Origin of the sequence: Haloquadratum walsbyi C23 (assembly GCF_000237865.1) — an archaeon.
In the GTDB taxonomy this organism is placed as follows: domain Archaea; phylum Halobacteriota; class Halobacteria; order Halobacteriales; family Haloferacaceae; genus Haloquadratum; species Haloquadratum walsbyi.
This window is the reverse complement of the sequence record NC_017459.1, coordinates 564,970-584,743: the sequence shown is the minus strand read 5'-3', so window position 1 is coordinate 584,743 and position 19,774 is coordinate 564,970. Positions and strand designations below refer to the sequence as shown.

Here is a 19,774-nt window from a genome sequence, read left to right as displayed (position 1 = left end):
ACAATGATGAATATACTCGTTGATGCAGGAGTGGCTTCCGGTAAGGGTGTGGTAGTCGTTATCAACATACTCAATGATTTCGGTGTCGAGAATATAGCATTATTTGCTGGGTCGGCGGTGATTTCTTTATTTCTTGGTGGAGTCATAGGATTTATTATCGGGATTCGCACGCAAGGTGACTCAGGGTCAGAAACAATAGAACCAACAGAAGCAACAGAATCAATAGGTAAGATAAATCACGATCCTGCCGTCTTCATCGACGCTATCAATAAGATTGTCGCTGAAGCCAGGTTGATCGAACGAGAAATCGTTGATCAAAATGCAAATCCATCAACGCAGGCGACTGCAATCCTCCGCGCTGCAGATCAAAATAAGCTGATCCCACCAACTGCATCAGGTTCCGACGCGTCGCCTGGAGGGCAGGAGACGACAGGAAGCCATGATGATGTGAGTGTTGTGATGAGTGACACGAACACTACCAGTGGTGAAAATACTCACACAAAGATGACTGAAGGAACAGAAACAACTAACAAGACAGTCTCGGCGTTATTAGCTAATGCAGCTGAAACAGCGTCAGCACGGACAGACCCACAGACAGACACTGCGAACCGACTTCTTCGGTATCTTGAAGCGACAAATAACACTGCTGAACGACGACTAACCGATACACTTACCACAGCAGTTGAACGAATTGAGCGCGATGCTGAGACACACCAAGCACTGTCAACAGTACGACCGCATGTTGAACCAGAGCAATTAGCACAAACACTGCAACAAAAGGGGGTCAAAATCGATGGAGACGCTGGGTCAGCAATCACAATTATTGGCGAACGACTTGCAGATGTCGTTACTGACAGAGATGAGTGTCATAGTACACAGGCGTCAATGGTTACGAGCATTGAGAAAATATGCAACGCTGTTCGTGAGCAGGCTGGTGAGTCAGTTAGTGCTGATCCAAACACCAATCCCGATTTAGCGCTCGACGAAATCACCACGGCGCTAACGAATGAGGAAGTCGCCTTTACCACGGCACTGACTGACATCAATACTGTCATTGAGCGGGCAGCAATTTCTCCACAAAGTAGTCGAAGTCAGAGTTTGATTGATGTGATCCGAGCAGATGATGTTGCTGCTTCGAGGTACGCTGAGACGCTGCAATCGGCTGTGACAGTAATTGATGAAGCCGCTGTTACCGCAGACCGGCTCGAGGGGGTTGAGACTGATTCTGTCGCTGAGTTAGCGGGGTCACTCGTGACTGAGTTTCAAAAAACCGATGCAGCAATTGGGAAAATATTGGCTGATCGCGCTGCTGAGCTTGAATCAACTGTCTCACAAGCAGGACCCGCAGATCGTGTAAGTGTATATGCAGCGCGACAGGAATTACGATTTTATGATCGAACATTATGCCCAGAACTACAGTCGCCGACCGGAGAATCCAGTGGGCTTAGCGTTCAGACACTCGCTGAAGAGATTGAATCACGGCGATCAACCCTTCGTACAGAGTATCCTTCTGAGTATCCAACACACGATCATAGCATCCCAATTCACTTTCTTGAACTCGTGAGCTCACTGCAGGAAGCAGCTGATGATGCACGAGCAGCAGGGAATACCGACCGAGCAATTGGGTATTTACAGGCCGCTGATGAGACACTTGATTGGGTGATGGAGCTATATGAGCGTCAAGCATACAGTGTGCTACTCGAGCAGTTACGCGGGTGACCGTGATGATCATCATAACGCAGTAGAGTTGGTTACGTACTCGCATAACAGATATAATCCTGAGCGAGCAGACATGTTTATCAGAGTGGATTAAACATAGATACAATAATGCCATACCTTTTTGTGGGTGCAGGACAGGCTGGCAGTTCTATTGTGGACGAGATATTCGCTCATAATAATATGGATGAGATTGCGACACATCTTGTTTTCAATTCGACAGTCAGAGACCTGCGGAAGCTCACAAATATCGATCGAAATAGTTGGTACGGAATTGCTGAAGGTGCAGGACTGGTCCCGGGAACGACAGATGGATTCGAAGAGCAGGTGACAGGTGGATTCGGGCGCAATCCGGTTCGAGCTGATGAGGTAATCACGAATAACCGGGCAGCGCTTGATAATACATTGTATGATGAATTGACAGAGCAGATTAAATTCGAAGAAGAGACGGTGAATACTGGTGATAGCTCAGAGGATGATACCGGAACAACAGCGACAGACCCAGTGGTCGAAACTGAGGAAACGAACGTACCGTTTGCGTTTGTGTTCTGTGGACTTGGTGGCGGAACAGGGTGTGGAATCACTGCACATATTATCGATGCGATTGATGAGTACACCGGCGGAACATGCAAAACAATCGCGGTCTGTGTGCTTCCAAATACTCAGGGTCCGGTTGGGACGGTCAATAATGAATCTGATGAGGGCGCTTCACCGAGTCGACAAGCCTGGAATGCTCGCTATGGACTCAATCAGATTGAGCAGGTTGCAGATGGCATCATCCTCATTGATAATGAACGGCTTTCATATCATGAAGCCGCAGAGGGACAGTTCACGGATCTAAACGAATACGTCGCCTCTGCAATTGTGAGTCTCATTTCAGGGACTGTTCTTGAGCGGATTGATCGGAGCGAATATGATGTTGATCCACCAATTATTGATATTCAAGATATCGTAACGAGCCTTTCATTCGGTCTGGGGGAGGATACCGAAACCGGATACGCGTCGATGGGTCGGTCGGTGGAGATGACGAAATCACTCGCTGGATATCTATTGCCGTTTATTGGACAAAATGAGATTGATGCAACAGCACTCTCACAAGTCGCTGAACTAAAACAAACTGTTGCAGACGTCGATACACGGGAGGCACGAAAGGCAATTGGACTGTTGCGTGCACCTTCGACGTATATTGCTGATACAGACTACCAAATTCAGACATCGACGTTGCGGTCATTTCTCCATGCCCGATGTGATGAGGTGAATCTTGGTGCAACATTGACAAATCGAAGTTTGGTTTCATTCACAACTTTATTTACATATCGACGAGAGGATCTTGAGCGACTTACTGAATTAGAGACGCTTGCAGAAGAATATGAAACGGAATCAGACGCGGTGATTGCCTGATGAGACGTGAACCGATTACCATTGGGATGGTCGTCACTGTTGGTATATTTGTTTGTGTAGGCGTAATAATTGCTCTCACACCAGATCCTGTTGCTGGTGCAGCACCACCGAGCGCATCAACCATGCAAATGCAGACAGAATCAGTGCTTGCAGCGGTGAAGACAAGCCAACAAACAATACAACATATTGGGGCTGGTGTACTCCTCGGAGCAGGCATCGGGAGCATTCTTGGGAGTATTGGTGTGTTTCTGTACTGGGATAATCAGCTATGACGAATACAAACCGTCCACAAGAACATGAATTGCCGATGCAATGCCGACAGTGGATACGATATGGAGTCGTTGTCATTATATTAATTGTTAATGTTGGTGTGACACTCACGGTAGCAACCGGCGGAGTTGCTGCTGTTCAACCCGCTGAGGAGACCGTCGAGAGCGCGTGTCAGGGAGAGACTGATACAGTTGTTGTCTTCCTAAATAATCAGCAATATGATGCTAACACACCAGTGTATCCAGGAACTGAATTATACATCGGGTACTGCACAGCAAACGGTGCGGAGCGACCTCAGCCAGGAGAGACAACAGTATGGGATATTGATACGGAAAATCTGGTTGATATTTCACCGAGTGCCAATGGGCGAACATATCGAGCGACGGTCGGCTTCGATAGTACAGTCGTGACGCTCGATGACACCACCCTGAGCGCATCTGTTGATAATACAGTACGAATACAGACACAGCGTGAGGGGACTGTCAAATCAGATTTAGCACAGGAGCCACTTGTATTTTCGAATGCTACTGCATACCGAGGCAATGAGCAGGATTACCGTAATGCCACGGAATCAATAACAGAATCACTTAATTCACTTAATACGACTACTGAGGAACTCACAGCCAATGAACAACGTGTCGATATGACTGTAAGCAAACTTCAGGAAGCCAACCGGACACTCAACACACTGAACGCGTCACGAACGGCTGCCCGCGCGGATGCAGCAGAACTCCGTAGGCAGTTGTTCAATCGTGCGCGCGACGGCTCAGAACCTCATCTAAATGCATTTGAGGAAATTACAGCAGAACAACAGAACCAATCGCAGGCGGTAAATGCAACCATGAGTCAGTATGCAACGAAACTTGCAGCCGTTGAGCAGCGTGCGCGAATTAGCGTGTTAAGTAATCTCGCGATTGGTGCGGTCCCAGGAATTGCACTTGGAGCTGTTATTGCTGGTTATCGGACACACATACTTGGACGGAAAACTAGGGATTTCGCCGACTTTGGTCGGCAACTGGAGTGGTCTGCAATTTCCGCTCAACTCGGTGGTGGTGGCGCATTGATTCTTGCTGGGATTATTATCGCTGTCCTCAGTGGAACAATAGGAGCAATATTATGAAATCATCAACTCGGACAGCCGCCGGTCTTATTGGACTCGTTGTGTTTGCTGGAGCGGTGAGTGCAGGTGTTTTCGTCGCTGTTGGGTCACAGTGGGCAGTATATGCAGCAGTTGGGATGGTACCGTTGTTACTCATCAGCGGTGGTGTCTGGATTCAACGACGAGTTGACGCAAGCGGGACGGACCAAACGCAGTATACTCGACGACGTGCGCGAGAAGTTGGTGAGACGTTCAGTGATATCTGGCAGACACGCCAACAATTGAAACAAACATATCCGGCTATCATTGATACTGGAGTTGGACTTGGGATTGATTCACTGCAGCGTGATCTTCAAACAGCAGGAATCGATGTCGACACAGAAACTGGTGCGTTTTCAGTTGGTAATGTTTCAGATCTTGAAACAATTAATTCATTATCAGGACAGGTCGATGATATTGAGGAGGAACTGCCAGCAGCGTTCGCTGAGACTGTCGAAGACCGCATTGAGACGATCGCTGAGTCGCTCGATCGACTGGATGCACTCATTGAGGATGGTGGAGACGCTGTACGTGCGATTGATGTCACAACGACAACCGCAGGTGCAGAAGTTGCTGCTGCGGGTGAGTCACTCGAGGCTGCTCGAGGGCAGGCAGTAGAGACGGTTGATGCGGCCGCAGAGACAATTCAATCCATTGCACGGAGTGCTGATGATATTGAGACGACAGCGATCGAAACAGAGGTTGAGACGGCACGGGAAGCAGCCAGCAGTTATCAAATAATTGATGCAGTGACTGCACTCCTCCGTGCACGCGATGCAATTAAAACCAAGGGTGAAAGCACATTCAAGACAAATCGAGAGCAACTTCAGTCGCTTCTACAGACAGTTGATGAGTACAATATCGAGCAGTACCTTCCTGACTCAGCACCGGACATCGCTCAGAGAAGGCGATCTGTCGCCGAACTTACTGATGCTGTCGATCTTTCAACACTTGCGATGCATCGAAAGAAAACGCGAGCAGAGTGCACTGAGATCATTGACGCGCTGACCACAGAGCTCAATTCAATGGATGCAGAGCTCGCTGATGCGGATATTCCAGATGGATATTATACACCACCTGCAGCGGTTGAGACAGATTATCTCAGAAAAGTGCAGGATAGTGATACCCTTCAAACGTTTGAACAGCGATGGGCTACGGCAGTTGATGCACTGATGAACGGAATTGACAAGGTCAAGCCAAAAGTCGCTGTCATCAGCGGATATAATCAAGTTGAACCGGTGATTGAATCTGCGCTTCAGAGCGATGGGCAAATTACCGGCGAGGAGCTTCCTGTCCGAAATCATGAGACTCAGTTCTTAGGACTGTATTATCGGTCACACCCCGATCATGTGACACTCAACATGGATGTTCCAAGTCTCAGACGAGTTGGGGGAACTGAAACATACACCGTGACAGTGACTGTCCAGTTCGAACGTGGTGGTTCTGATCGTCAAATTCGAATCGTTTTGGACGGTACGGACTATACGGATGAAATGACCGTTGAGACGCCACTTGTTGGGACCGCAACGTTCAGTGATGTCCCATTCGGCGAATATACAGTTACAGCAGTAGCTGCTGTTGATGACTTCGGGTCAGCTGAAACGGAGATCTCTGTGAGTGATGATACTGAAATATCGCTATCAGTACCATCAATAACACTTCAAGACCGGGTCTGTGATGGAATAATTGAGGAAGCCTCAGCGTATCTTGATGATCTTGCATCACGGTTTTCGACGCAGTTTGATGAGAAAACATACCTGAGTTCAACAATGTCATATCAAATTGATGAATCATACGTTCCATGCTTGCTCGTGTTATGGGCTGAACGTGCTGACCACACCGCAATCGAAAATACCGATGGAACGATTATCGTGTACGATAGTGACCGTCTGCGGCAGGAGTTAACAAACGTACTCACATACAATCTTGATAAGGGTGAGACAATTTCACTTGATGGGTTGAGAGAGCGATTCCTTTCAGCTCCAGTTCCGGATAGTGAAATAAAATCACTCATCAATACAAATAATGAGGACGGTATGATAGTTGACGGAGAACTGCAAAAAAAGGAATCATGAGCTACTTCATACTGTCGTTGAGAATAACATAAAAATGCACACATGATTTCTATTATACAGGGTCAAGGAGAATACCTACGGGTTCAGCCACAGGATGAATCCTACGCTGCAATAGCCACGCTGAGATGTGGCACTCCCAGCAGTCCCACTCGCCCCGTCACAGTTTGTGAACCCCACACGGATTCTCACCATGCGGGGTTCGGTGGAACTGCAAACCTGAAATCTCTAATGCTCACGCTCAGGATTCCTCCGCGTTTATGTGGAGGAGGATGTCAATCACAACTAGACTTACATATACACGTTCGCATGTAATTATATGCATCAATGAGTTAGCACTGAATTAAAAATGTATATATGATGATACGAATCGAAAATATATATCAGCGAATACCATTCGGATTAACTCATCATCGTGTATATGGATAATGACTATTTGGAAGTAAGCCGACACGGTAGCAATCCAGACAGCAGTATCATCAGTAGGTTACTTCAAGAAGCCACTCTGGATATCGATATGCCGACAGGATCGGCTATTATGTGAGATATTGAACCTTGCTTTGTGATATCCATCTGCAGCAAGAACACAGACAAAATAAAAAACGCAATCAAACCAACAACGATACTAAGACGCAATCGCAGTTGACATCGAGCACACATATAAATACAACTACACACTGCACGTATACCGATATATATGTCCCAATCAGACACGTACACGCGCTGGGCCGTTCTCGCATCGGGTGAGGGGGGTGGCCGGATGGCATCGACACTGTTCAGTCGCACTGAGAATCCTGGAATCGATGACCGGGTATTAGTCATGAACACGAATCGCGCAGACATCGCAAACACAATTGACCGTATTGAACAGAATACAATCGACATTCAGGATATTAGAGCTGATCACACGCTTGAGTTCGGTCCGCTCGACGGTGTTGGAAATTACTTCCCTGGTGGTGAGCAATGCGCTGCAGTTGATGAAACACGAATTACAGAGGCAATCACCACTGGTGGGGTTGATGAAGCAGATGCATTTCTCTATATGACGACTCTTGGCGGCGGGACAGGGAATGGCTCAGTGCCATATATTATTGATAGTTTGAAAAATAACCCACCAACAAATGCGATGCGCGATGTCACGCATGTTGCTCTCGCGGCATGGCCATATGATTTTGAGGGAGGGCAACGTCATTTTAATGCTGTTTCCGGACTTTCACGGTTACTTCGATGGTATGATGGGAGTCAAAACGCTGAGATGGTATTATTAATCTCAAACTCACATGTCTCAAACGATGAAGAACTTGGAGAGGATGACGAAAGTCGTCATGAGACGGTTAATCGAAATGCGATTGAAGCAGTTGATATGATGATTAGCGCTGGTCGAGAGACGTACAGTGTGGTCGACGTTCGAGATCTTATTGCATGGCCACGGCGGCTTGATGAATATCATTTTACTGCCGGGACTGCCATGGAGCAGCCATCAATATTTGAGTTAGAATTGCTTTTTGATAAAGCCGCAGATAATCTTTTTATACCAATGGATCCGGCTACCGCAAAAGTTGTGTACGCGATTGTTCGGGTCCCACAACACGCAATCGATAGTGGTGAATACTCAGAGGCTGGTCTTGAACGTCGCCTCCAACGGTGGCTTGCAAGCAATGGGATGGATAATGTTGTTCATCAGATGCCGACGCTCACACCACATCAGTCTCGTCGAGATAGTATCGATGTGCTGTTATTATTCGGTGGGTTCGATCTTGATCCACTATTAGATGTCTCATGGTCAAAATTCGAACGAATGATGGATGAGGCGACAGACAGCGGTCTCTCAAGTGAGGTCGATAGTCTTGAGGGAGAGACATTCCCGCCGCGACGATTTCGACAGATCAAACAGAATCTTGAGGATTATCTTTCGGATAATTCTGGGTGAGTATATGAGTACATCGCATCCATACACACGACCACACGCATCAATCGAATCGTCTGAAACGTCTCAAGCATGCCCACAGTCACAATCACAATCAGGTCAGCAGATGCAGACGGGTCCCCCAAGACAGCGTGAGGATGATACTGATACTCAAGTATGGATGATTGCTCGCCGGGTCTGCATTTTAATTATTGTTGCTGTGTGTGTGTTTGCTGTTGGCGGAGTTGCTTTTGATTGGGTCGGAACTGCCTCGGCTGCCTCGATTGATGTGAGTGTGAATAATAACAGCGGAGAGGTCACTGTCACGCCCTCAGGATTTGAGATCAACGGGACAGAGCCAGTTAATGTCACCGTCGCTGGGCAGACTGTCATTGATAACAAGCCGACTTCGTTCAATCAGAGTCAATCAATTACATTCAACATACGGAATATCAGCAATGATCGGAATCTCAATCTCAAATCTGCTAATATTACATTGACTGTGGTAAATCAGAACAAGACTGGATCGACAAACGCAGACCTCCGTTATGTTAAAAAGGGGGATGGTACCCCACAGATCACATCTGATGGTATCAAAATTCCCTCATCGACAGTGATTGGAGTTCCAGAAGCAGAGGTCCCGATTCAGATTTCTCAAAACGGTCTTAGTCAAACCATTATCGGCGAGTATCGTTCAGATGAGCGTGCAATCGTAGTCCGACAGAAAGCGTTTCTCGATACTGGCGTCGCACTCACGAGTAATATAGATGTCCGTGTTCTGCCGGATGGGTCAACGCAACAATACACGATTACCACAGAACAGAACCCTCGTCCAGAAATCACCGGTAGTAAGAGCGCTCAACAGCAGAGCATATCGCATCCACTTATTACACCTGGTAAAGAGTATACATTGACTGTCCAAACAAAGAATCCAGACGGGACATACACACAGACACAGGAAGTTACCGATACTCAATCGCTCACGGTCCCTGGACAAGTTCGATTCGCAAACACACTCAGTATTACAATTGAGCAGAAAAATGGAGCAGTCAGAAATATCGTATATGACGGACGAGGATCCCCGAACGACGTAATTAATATTCAGTCACAAAGACAGACGGCAACCTGGAATACTAGTACAGATCAGATTATAGTGGATGGCGGATCTGAAGTATCTGGGCAGGCAACACTTTGGATAGCGCAGAATGATTCCTATACTCAGTATTCCGTGACCAGTATGTCATCGGGTATTAACGCAAGTGGGTATCCGATTCCGGAGAATGAATCCGTCTTACTTGTTGATGAAGATGGGACAATCTGGAATGTCAACATTGCGTCTGGATCCAGTGGCGAAGGCGCATCGCAGATCTCAGGTGGTCAATCACCCGACGACAGTTCAGAAGGGCTAATTGCAACGATTCTCGGGGGTGATAATCCGGTATTACTCGTGTTGAGTGGTGTCCTTGGGGTCGTCGTGCTCGGTGGTGCAAGCGTGGTGCGTCGGACACAGTCACTCCCACGTGCGACTAGTATTGGTGTAGGTATTGCCGCAGTTGTATTTATATTACTATTCAGCTGGTGGGCGTACAGCAACGATTCTTTAGTACTGACAGTGTTGACGACGTTGCTCGTCAGCGTCGCTGTTACTGCTGGATGGGGCGAACTGAGGACGACATCGCTTGCGGAGGATGATATCGGTGCTGCAATGCTTAGTATCATTGGGGGCTGTCTCGTAGTGCTGATAATATCGCTCGCAGCGATAGTCATTGACCTGGGTAATATTCAAAATTCATTATATGGGCTCGTATATGGACTTATCACCTCCAGTATGATTATCACGTATCTTTCAGTTGAAACTGGAGCGGAGCCAGCAGGACAGACGACTACTTCCTCCTACAAAACAGGCACATTACGGATTCAGTTACGTGATGCGACGGGTACTCCAATCGAGCGAGAAGTCGATGTCACAATCAAGCCACAATCGTCCTCAGCGTCAAACTCGAAATTAATTTCTGTGTCTGGTGGAAGTGAAACAATCTCGATGCGGCAGGGACATGTCCAAGCAACAGCAGTGGTTAATGGGCAACAAAAGCAGGCGAAAGCGTCTGTGGACGGTACTGAAAGTCGTATCACACTCAGGTTTGACGGGCAACAACTCGCGGTGAAGACGATTGATCAATCGGGTTCTCAGGATCCGAGCCCAATTGCGGGAGCTAAGATAACAGCTGAAGTTACTGACAACTCTCAAAAACAATCCTATCGCGGACAGACGGATCAGCGCGGTCAGTGGCGACAACAAGTGCCATTATCAGTATCAGAAGTTGACATAACTGCTGATCATGATCAATATGAGAAAACGACCCAAACAGTAGCAGTCGGAGAGGGTCAAGCACAGGTTGATATCCAAATGCGGCAACTCATTGGAGAGATTCACGCAACCATCACAATTGGTGATGAACCAGTCTCGACTGTGCCTATTATCGCTATCCGAGAGGAAACTGGTAATAAAGCAGTCCTTGACCCGGATACAAATGGCTCGGTCATATTCAAGAATACTCCAGTCGGGTCATATACTGTCAAACCGGATCTCTCAGAATACGATAATGCATTTACCGAGAGTAAACGAGAAATTAGAGTTATCGATGGTGAGACAGAGCAAATCGAACTACCAGTTTCATTTGATTATCGACTTCCATCTGAGCTTAGCAACCGTCGACGCCAACTCGAGCGCCGTGTTGATGAAATAGGATCGATTGAGCGCCGTGATAGTGCAATTCCGCTGTATTATGCAAGTGTTCTCGCAAAAGCACTTCGTTCGGTTGAGCGTATCCCATCGAGTGGATATGAGCTCTTGACGGCTGGTGGTAATGCCCGCCCTGACGCAGTTGCAGAGTCGTTACTTGATGCCATCGAAACGAGTGCTGACACTGTGGAATCAGTCATGACCTCAAAGCGAAACGTCGATTTATTTTCAGCATGCTCGAACATGGCTGAAGTATCGGTTACATGGCGTGGGTCTGTTGATATCAGTCGAATTACATCGCTCGCTCGCGAGGATATCGGACAGCAGCGAAGTGTGGTGAACGAACAAATTGGAGAGGTTGATGAAGCAGTTTCATCGGCGGTTGGTGATGTCGCCGAGGTTGCACCTGCCAGAGAAATGGTTGAATCTGTAACAACAATGGTTAGAGATCAAAATACGACTGATCAGGTAGAATCAGCAGCGTTTGTTGCTGTCGCAGAAGCATTACTGAACGCTGTTGAAGAGCTATTTGAACACGATCCTCTGCGAGAACGAATGGAACGAACCGTATACTAGAATGAGTAGAGAAACGAATATCAATTTCGATTACGTACAGCGTTACAATCCGAATCGATATATGTGTGCACCGGAGAAACTGCGGACGAAATCGGAGGTCGATGAACGCGTCGAGGTGTGGGCATGACACCATGCTGGAGAAACTATGCGATCATTCTGGTTATTATTGCGTTTGCCTTTACCGGGATTGTTCCAGGAGCTGGAACGGCAACGAGCACCAATACGGCACAATCAGATATTGTAAAGACAGCACCTACTGTTGAACGGAGAGCGGCGATGGCCCAGACGAGGATACCGGTAGAAGCGGTAAGAGAAACAGCACTGTCTGGATATGGACAATCAGATGAAGTCACGCAAAACACGTTTGATCAGACACCAATAACACAGACAGATGATAATGTAAGTGTATCCAGCGATAGTCCACAATCGGCTGGTGCTTACCTTGCTGCATTCCGCAGACTTGAGCAAAACAACGCGTACACCAGTTATAGCGAGTTCGAAGTGATTCGATCACAGGCTGTGTTTGCCGTACAGATTGGTGATTTCACCGCTGCTGAACAAGCACGGATGCGGCTTGTTTTAGATCTGTTACAGACATTCGCAACCGCATATGACCGACAACAGGCAGGTGAATACGAGGCGGCGATACGCGCTGCAGAAAATACCACAGTTGTCGGTGAAAAACTACGTTCAACAGCTGGGGGTGGACAGTACGCTGCCTTAGCTGGTGTTTCGATTGATCGGTTTTATGCAGATACTGGCCAAGAATTGCAATCACGAGCTGAGACGGTCAGTGCAACAGAGACCCGGATTAAAGCACTTGAAGACGCTGCACGAGCATACCAACGAGCAGGTTCAACAGAACGATATGCGCAGATACTTATTCGAGTTGACCGACTTAAACAGACATTTCAGCGCGATCGCGACGAATTAAACGCATCTGTCGCTTCAGCGCAGACATTTATTTCGGCCTGCTCAAACTGCGATGGAGCAGGAACCGCGATCAGTGCGTACGGTGCCGGAGTTTTTGAGCAGTATCGATCCGCCACGGAAGCTGTTGATGACGCGGACCAAGCAACCGAAATCGCTGAAAAACATGAGATGACAGAGCGTCTTGAAACGGTGCAGTCAACACAATCAGCTGCTGCCCAACGGCGTGATACACTGGCAGTCGCGAGTACGACACTTATTCTTGGGTATAGTACTATTACTGGGATTATCATCGGAATCATCGGCTGGCGGGTAGCCTTGTGGCAACGTGATATGACAGCTGCCACGCGCGGCGATTCATTACTTCTGGGGGCGATGCTCCGTGGGTGAGTTGAGCCGATGTCAAAGTGCCACTTTGCAGGTAGCTGTAATTGCTCTTCTCATTATATCGATGATTGCTGCGGGAGGTGTTGCAACCGCCGCAGAAAGTGGCACGGTACAGATTCAATCAGCTGAAGACAATGATAGCGATTCAACGAGATTGAGCTATACATTCACCGCGAATGCAAATGGAACGGCAAGTGTCACACCGCGGAGTGAGGACCAGGCAGGTGGTGACGTGACATTTGAATTACAGAGTGCTAGCTCATTTACCGTTCGGAATGGACAGCGGTACACAATTGAATATAGAGCAACAGCGCGAAGTGGTGCAGACGAAAGAACATACTCCTTTAGACCGACGGTTGATGTCAGTGGTGGCGGATCATATTCTGAGAGTCTCTCAGTTGATGTCAATGTGTTAGAGCCACGCTTTGGGTCGGTGGATGGAAAGCGCACTGAAATTAAGTTCAAGGGTAGATCAACTGAGTCAGCCACGGTTGATGTTGAGATACCAAATGTGGGTGATGGCGTTATGACAGGGATTTCAGCATCAGTCGATAATAGCCCATCAGGGATTCGTGTTGATCTCACTTCACCTGGAGAGATTCGAGCGGGCTCTCGTGAATCGGTGAATGCGCAAATCACCGCCTCAGACTCGGTCTCAGAAGGAACATACACAATTGATGTGATAGTTTCTGACTCAACTGGTAGCTCAGAGTCATTTGGAATTAATGTTGCGATTATCAAGGCACCAGTTCTTTCGGCGTCGGATCGAACGATTGATCTTGGTGATGTTCTCATAGGCGAGTCGACAGAAGAATCATTTACACTCAGAGAGGAGGGTGGTGATGAATCAGTCGAAGATATTGATGTCGACTACACACGCCGGAGTGGGGATGGATCACTTTCTTTATCACCGCCAAATCGAATCTCTGCAGGAGGGTCTGACGATGGAAGTGTGTCAATTCAGGCAAGTGACGATGCTGAACAATATGAGCAACTTGAGTGGATAGCTACGTTCCGACCCGCAGATCCGGACGGCGTGAGTGCGAATCTCAGATTTGATGCACGGGTTATATATCCAGCATACTACGGTGCTGTCGGGGCAAGTAATAAGATTATTTCATTTGACGAACCGCAGGCAGAGCGTGAGTCATTCAGTGAGACTGTTCGTGTCGCTGTGGAAAATGGTGGTGATCTCCCAATGGATATTCAGGATGTCGATGCGTCAGTGAGCGGGAGCGGTTTGCGTGCAGATATTGTCTCAGCACCAGACACAATCTCAGCACAATCAACACAGAGTGTTGAGGTCTCGGTGGCAGCTGGTGCAACTGCAGATGAAGGAGATCGGCGGCTTGACGTCAGTATCGATGCTGCCGAGCCAGGACAGACAACAACATCCTCAACAGTGACTGTCGACCACGAGACGGACATAGAAGCCGGGCAAAGCGATGTGACATACGGGCAGGTTGTTGCAACCCAGCGTGTCACGCGGAGTACCGATATCAGCGAGCGACTGGGATATCAAGATGTCCGTCGGTTCAATATTGAACAGGTGTCTGGACCGGATAGTGGGTGGCTTCGCGTCGAAGAACGACCATCATCACTTGAGGCTGGTGACTCAGCACCGTTTGTGACCACATTACAGTTTGATACGCGAGCGGAGTTCTTCACCACGTATACATGGAGATATGAAATTACAGGGTCAAATGTCGACACTGAGACAATCACAATTACAGCGACTCCCCGACCGATTGATTTCACTGCAACAGTCGAATCGCTTCAAGAATCTGATATTCCTGAAGAAAGTGACCGCGCAGTCGTTGCAACAGAATCAGCAGAAGCAATGGAAGCGTTAGCAGACAGACTTCGTGAGGGAAGTGATGAAAGATCAGATACGGCGAGAGGAGATATAACAACAGTCAGCGCAGCCGGTCGAAGTTCAGTATTGATCATTGAGCAAATCACAATCGCGCGTGAACAGCAGGCTGCTGGCAACTATACTGCTGCACAGCGGTCACTTACTCGGGCAGCGGCAGCGTATAGAACACTCGAAACAGCATCAACCCGAATTGAGACAACGCCAGTCAAAAATCGAATTGAGACGGCAGCATCGGCTGCCGATGAATCGCTTGCAACCGCAATTGATGAACAGCGGGCATACTATCAGGACCGTGCACAGAATAACGAGACCGCTGTGCTCACCACAGCACAAACACAGCGTCAACTAGCGCGATTAGCAGCACTTACCGGAAATACAGATGATGCGAATGAGTTCCAACAGCAGTCACAAACAGCATTCGAGAGATATAGCACGCTTGTCAGCGAGGGGAATGATAATCTCCAGCGTGCACGACAAGCGGAAGCAAATCTTTCAGCAGTGACGCTTACATCTATTGGTGGGCAGCCGATTTTCTGGATTGGGGCACTTGACCGGGTTGATGCACGCCAGCAAATGATCACACAGGCGTATGCTGAAGCCACAGAGAAGTTTGACGCAGCTGGGGCAACAGCACAAGCAACAACAGCACGAGAGGAACAATCAGCGTTTGATCAGCGATTATCACGCGGGCGGCTACTCTCATACGGGCTTGCTGGTGCTGTTGGGTTCGGATTTCTCATTATCGTTAGTCTTGAACTTCGAGCCATCTATCGATACGCTCAAGAATCAGAAGAAGCAATTAGTGGTGACTTTTTGATTGAACCTGAGGCGTCGTCGTAACTCGGACATTTGGAGGTGTTGTTTCTGCTTCTGCTTCTGCTGTCTCTGTGTCAGCTACCGGGACCACCTGCCATGCTGATTCGTCTAGATTTGATGAATCAGAGCGCTCAATTGGACCAGTGATGCGATAGTGCTGTGAAAATGAACTTCCATCAAGCGTTGCACTTACGCGAACATGAAATGATGCTGTCGGACCCTGCTGTGGGGTTATGTCGAATAGCTGTCTGTTTGTCCGTCCATTTTTAACCCTTCCAAGACTTCGCTCACCAACAGACAATGGTGCGACAATATCACCTGTTGCCTCGACAACTACATCAGTTATTGATGCATCTGTCGTGAGTGTACAGGCGACTGTGTTATGCTCATCAATAACTGGTTGAGATTCTGGTTGGACTGATAGCGAGAGTGGGGTATCACCGCCGGTCGCGGCTGCCGTTTGAGGAATCGCAAGAGTGGTATGTTCGAGCGTTGATTCATGATCATCTTCGGGGATAGTACGGCGATATCGAATGCGGGCGGTGAACGGTGGCGTAAGACTCTCAGTGTCTGCTCCGCCCCCACACTCGAATTGTGTTGTTTCTCCTGCATCAAGCACTGGAGGATCATCAAATGACCACGAAATAGTACTGGCATTATTATCAGGAGAATCTGCAGCCAACGATGTGAGATCACAAGGGCTTGAGCCAAGATTATGACATTCAAACTGTATAATGCCGTCATGTAGCGTGACATACGCAATAAATGGGTCAACATTAGCGGTAGATGAGGCAACTTGTTTTGTGTCGGCACTAGTGTCACTCATCGGATTCGGCTGAATATCAATTGATTTTTGCGGAATATCCACAGTTGCATCTGGAATAATAACTTGCCCTGGTTCAAGATTCCAACTACCAGGATCGAATCCGGCGTGTGCTCGAGTTACCGTCGACTGCTCGCCTGGATCAATCGCATCTAAATTGAGAGATGTCTCTGCGAGTGAAATGCTGGCAGTTTCAATCGTCCGACTACCAGTATTAGTGATCACGATAGACTCCTCAAATCGGTGACCATACGGAACTGTATCAGGGACGACTCGGGTGCACTCGACTGGGGATTCCGATTCTGCCGAGCTTTGAGCGCTCTGTTCAGATGTTGTTTGAGAATCAGAGTCTGAATCCGAGTCTGAATCTATTGTATTGTCTGAATCATTAACATCATCTTTTCTTCCAGTGTGCTCGTCGCCAGTCTTGCCCCTGTCGTCAGAGTTTGACGTAATATGTGGCTGTGTATTTTCACCAGTCAGATCATTTGCGCCAGCGTTGCGAGCGCTTGAAAGATCTAAACGTGTCGTGCTACCATCGGTATCATCAGTGGATGTATCTGATATATCATCTCGGTTATGTTTACTTCGATTCGTTTCGATATCTGTCCTGGCGGATTGCTCTGCATCGGTGGCTTCTTTTTCCGCAACGGTAACATTAGATTGCTGATTAGGAGGTAGCTCCGACTCTTTATTCGACTCATCCGCAGTAGTTGCTGGTAGTTCCTGCAGGTGATCATCGCTGGTAACTGTCTCACTTATCGAAGATTCGCTTGAATCTGCATTTACGATTTCATCGCTGTCAGAAATAGTCTGTGTCTCCGACTCAACATCAATAGGAGAAAGTGGATGTGCTATCTCTTGATCGACAGACGTAGATGATGAGGGGGCTTCTGAGTGTGTAGCATGTTTGCTATCGGAGTCAATATCGATCCACTCGCTTGCGTCGATTTGTGCTTTATGACTGAGAGAGGTATCTGACTCTGAACCAAGGGTCGCAGCAACCTCGATTACTGTCCCTATCGTCACTACCGCCGTAGAGATTGGGAGAGCAAAATAAAATTTCGTTGGACCATCGACAGTAATTTGTCGTATAAACTCGGTGTCACCAATCATCACTGAGAGCTTATCAGTGAACCTCACGTCGAAAGGAATCGAGAGAATGATATCGATGAATGGGGTCGTCACACTGCCAGTTGGAGTGATATCAATTGAGGGTCGCTCAAGAGAAAGATCTGGCATGAGTGCTCGTTCCTCAGTTTTGCCCTCAACTGTTACGGCAAGTGTCGGCACCGTCGATGATAATGATGATAGGTCCGTCTCATCGCCCATTTCATCGCTGGAGGGATATGTAATCGAAGTCTGCAGTGTTGAGGTTTCACCAGCGTCAATAACAGTCTGTGCGGTCTCAATGCTGATTGTTGCCTCAGTGTCCAATTGGTTCGTTACGGTGAGAGAGATACTGGCATGATCGGCTCTAATTGCCTCAATGTCTACTGACGTTTCGATATCATCAAATAACTGAGATTGAGCCGCTATGCTCGTCTGTGTAGTTATCTCTCCACTCTGTGCATTCGCTGTTGCGGCGTCGATAGCTTTTGTTGACTCAGACTGCGATGGACGAGAACGCTTATTTGAGTAATTCGCATCCACTTGTGCAGCATTCTTATTCTCATTAGATGTATCGACGGATGTACGGGCGTTCTCTGAAGGAGACTCAATTTGAGTGTCAGTAGACGACTCTGACAATGATTTATTACGCAATGATGAAATAGAATCTTGAGTCTGTGAGCCCTTGACGTTCTTCTCAACAGCATCAGTAGCAGTGTCAGTATCGGTATCATGCATCGGATTTGAACTGCTCGCTGGGGTATTTTCTCCAGAGTTACCGTCAGTTGTCTCAACAGATGATGGTGACTGTGTGGCGAGTTTGATAGACTCACTCACAACTTTTAGCTCGTCAATAAATAGATCGACTGTGACTGATTGAGATGGTGAGTCTGAGGGGAGTTCACGAATCGGAGCGGCGACGGTTGCTGCTTCTTCGGGTGTAAGCGATACTGTCGATGGTGTCGGTGACCCCAGTGTAAGTGCCATTTTGGGTGGTTGGATTTTTACATTACCTGATACGTTTGCTGTTCCTGTATTCTCAATTTGAAACCGTATTGAATCATCAGAACGAATAGTATCGCTTAGCAGCGTCGCTGTGACCGCCGGTTCGGTCGCAGTCTGTTGTTGATATACTGACTGTGTGCCTCCATCGGTTGTAACCAATACTGTCGGATCTGCTGTCGCCATGAGTTGATCACCACCAGTGTTAATAACCGAATCGGCGCGTCCAACAACATCAAGATGGGTGATATGATTATCCGTAATTGCATACACACTTCCTGTTGCGGTCCCATCAATATCGTTAGCTGTTGTATGCTGTGACCACTCGATATCACCGTTTGAGTATGACACACGTTGTATATTACCATGTTGAAGAGTAACAACAACAGCATCAGAGAGCACTGCAAGGTCGCTGATTGTGCCGTCAAGATTTTTCTCAAGGATGCAGTTACCCGCTGAGTCAAACACAACCAGGAATGACCATGCACCAATGGCTAGATACCCTTCAGCACCCGTGATAGCTTGAGGTTCCGAGACCTCTGCATGTGGTCGGTCAACACTGAATAGTTCTGTTCCGGTTTCAGCATCAAGCCCGATTATTGTTCCAGTTTCAGTGAGACAGGCAAGAACACCGTCAGTGTTGAGCGTGGTAAGCGATTGCGCCGCTGGGACGGTTGTTGACCATAACTCAACACCACTCGATGTGGATGCTTGGACGGTCGTTCCGGATAATGAGAATACATACCGATCAAGCGCAATGTCAATAACAGGGGCAGTGGTGCTATCACCAATCGAAATAGTCTGAATAGTCTCATTCGGAGGAAGATGCATATCTTCTCCAGCGTTCTGTGTAGGGGCTTCAATGAGTGCAGTATGACCGCTTGGCGCCGTGACAGCAATTGTCGATATATCGGAAGCTATCATTGCGTCTGTTCCAAGAGACAGTGTCGTCAACTCTGTGAGGTTTGTATCGATGCCAGTTGATGCGGTTGAGGAGTGTTCAGACAT

At 47.8% G+C, this 19,774-nt stretch carries 10 protein-coding genes; 9 read left to right on the top strand and 1 reads right to left on the bottom strand.

All coding sequences use genetic code 11. The features are described from left to right. The first annotated feature begins 3 nt into the window (after window positions 1–3). The 9 genes from HQRW_RS02600 to HQRW_RS02560 all read left to right on the top strand — a co-directional run bounded on the left by HQRW_RS02600 (window position 4) and on the right by HQRW_RS02560 (window position 15,855). On the top strand, window positions 4–1,719 hold the full coding sequence (locus HQRW_RS02600) for a hypothetical protein (protein WP_014555345.1): 1,716 nt from the start codon (window positions 4–6) through the stop codon (window positions 1,717–1,719). 108 nt (window positions 1,720–1,827) lie between these two features. Then, a complete protein-coding gene (locus HQRW_RS02595) occupies window positions 1,828–3,117 on the top strand; it encodes an FtsZ/tubulin family protein (protein WP_014555344.1) in 1,290 nt (429 codons plus the stop codon). Continuing rightward, window positions 3,117–3,389: a hypothetical protein gene (locus HQRW_RS02590; protein WP_014555343.1), complete on the top strand. Its 273-nt coding sequence runs from the start codon at window positions 3,117–3,119 to the stop codon at window positions 3,387–3,389. Before HQRW_RS02595 ends, HQRW_RS02590 begins: the two co-directional genes overlap by 1 nt. Next, a complete protein-coding gene (locus tag HQRW_RS02585; RefSeq protein ID WP_014555342.1) occupies window positions 3,386–4,507 on the top strand; it encodes a hypothetical protein in 1,122 nt (373 codons plus the stop codon). Before HQRW_RS02590 ends, HQRW_RS02585 begins: the two co-directional genes overlap by 4 nt. Continuing rightward, window positions 4,504–6,600 carry a hypothetical protein gene (locus HQRW_RS02580; RefSeq protein WP_014555341.1) on the top strand — a complete coding sequence of 699 codons (2,097 nt, stop codon included), beginning with the start codon at window positions 4,504–4,506 and terminating at the stop codon, window positions 6,598–6,600. The genes HQRW_RS02585 and HQRW_RS02580 overlap by 4 nt, the downstream gene beginning before the upstream one ends. A gap of 694 nt (window positions 6,601–7,294) precedes the next feature. After that, a complete protein-coding gene (locus tag HQRW_RS02575; RefSeq protein ID WP_014555340.1) occupies window positions 7,295–8,527 on the top strand; it encodes an FtsZ/tubulin family protein in 1,233 nt (410 codons plus the stop codon). Between the two features lie 4 nt (window positions 8,528–8,531). Continuing rightward, the gene (locus tag HQRW_RS02570; protein WP_014555339.1) at window positions 8,532–11,822 is read left to right on the top strand and encodes a hypothetical protein; all 3,291 of its coding nucleotides are present in this window, start codon (window positions 8,532–8,534) and stop codon (window positions 11,820–11,822) included. A 123-nt stretch (window positions 11,823–11,945) separates the two neighbouring features. Continuing rightward, a complete protein-coding gene (locus tag HQRW_RS02565; protein ID WP_014555338.1) occupies window positions 11,946–13,142 on the top strand; it encodes a hypothetical protein in 1,197 nt (398 codons plus the stop codon). After that, the gene (locus tag HQRW_RS02560) at window positions 13,135–15,855 is read left to right on the top strand and encodes a hypothetical protein (protein WP_014555337.1); all 2,721 of its coding nucleotides are present in this window, start codon (window positions 13,135–13,137) and stop codon (window positions 15,853–15,855) included. Before HQRW_RS02565 ends, HQRW_RS02560 begins: the two co-directional genes overlap by 8 nt. Here HQRW_RS02560 and HQRW_RS02555 read toward each other — a convergent pair. Beyond that, entirely contained in the window at window positions 15,815–19,774 is a 3,960-nt protein-coding gene (locus HQRW_RS02555; RefSeq protein ID WP_014555336.1) for an outer membrane protein assembly factor BamB family protein, read from the bottom strand. The genes HQRW_RS02560 and HQRW_RS02555 overlap by 41 nt on opposite strands.

What these genes read in the sequence shown, in the direction of transcription:
- HQRW_RS02585 (WP_014555342.1), top strand. Translation starts at nt 3,386, where the DNA reads ATGACGAATACAAACCGTCCACAAGAACATGAATTGCCGATGCAATGC.
- HQRW_RS02555 (WP_014555336.1), bottom strand. Translation starts at nt 19,774, where the DNA reads ATGTCTGAACACTCCTCAACCGCATCAACTGGCATCGATACAAACCTC.
- HQRW_RS02580 (WP_014555341.1), top strand. Translation starts at nt 4,504, where the DNA reads ATGAAATCATCAACTCGGACAGCCGCCGGTCTTATTGGACTCGTTGTG.
- HQRW_RS02570 (WP_014555339.1), top strand. Translation starts at nt 8,532, where the DNA reads ATGAGTACATCGCATCCATACACACGACCACACGCATCAATCGAATCG.
- HQRW_RS02590 (WP_014555343.1), top strand. Translation starts at nt 3,117, where the DNA reads ATGAGACGTGAACCGATTACCATTGGGATGGTCGTCACTGTTGGTATA.
- HQRW_RS02575 (WP_014555340.1), top strand. Translation starts at nt 7,295, where the DNA reads ATGTCCCAATCAGACACGTACACGCGCTGGGCCGTTCTCGCATCGGGT.
- HQRW_RS02600 (WP_014555345.1), top strand. Translation starts at nt 4, where the DNA reads ATGATGAATATACTCGTTGATGCAGGAGTGGCTTCCGGTAAGGGTGTG.
- HQRW_RS02565 (WP_014555338.1), top strand. Translation starts at nt 11,946, where the DNA reads ATGACACCATGCTGGAGAAACTATGCGATCATTCTGGTTATTATTGCG.
- HQRW_RS02595 (WP_014555344.1), top strand. Translation starts at nt 1,828, where the DNA reads ATGCCATACCTTTTTGTGGGTGCAGGACAGGCTGGCAGTTCTATTGTG.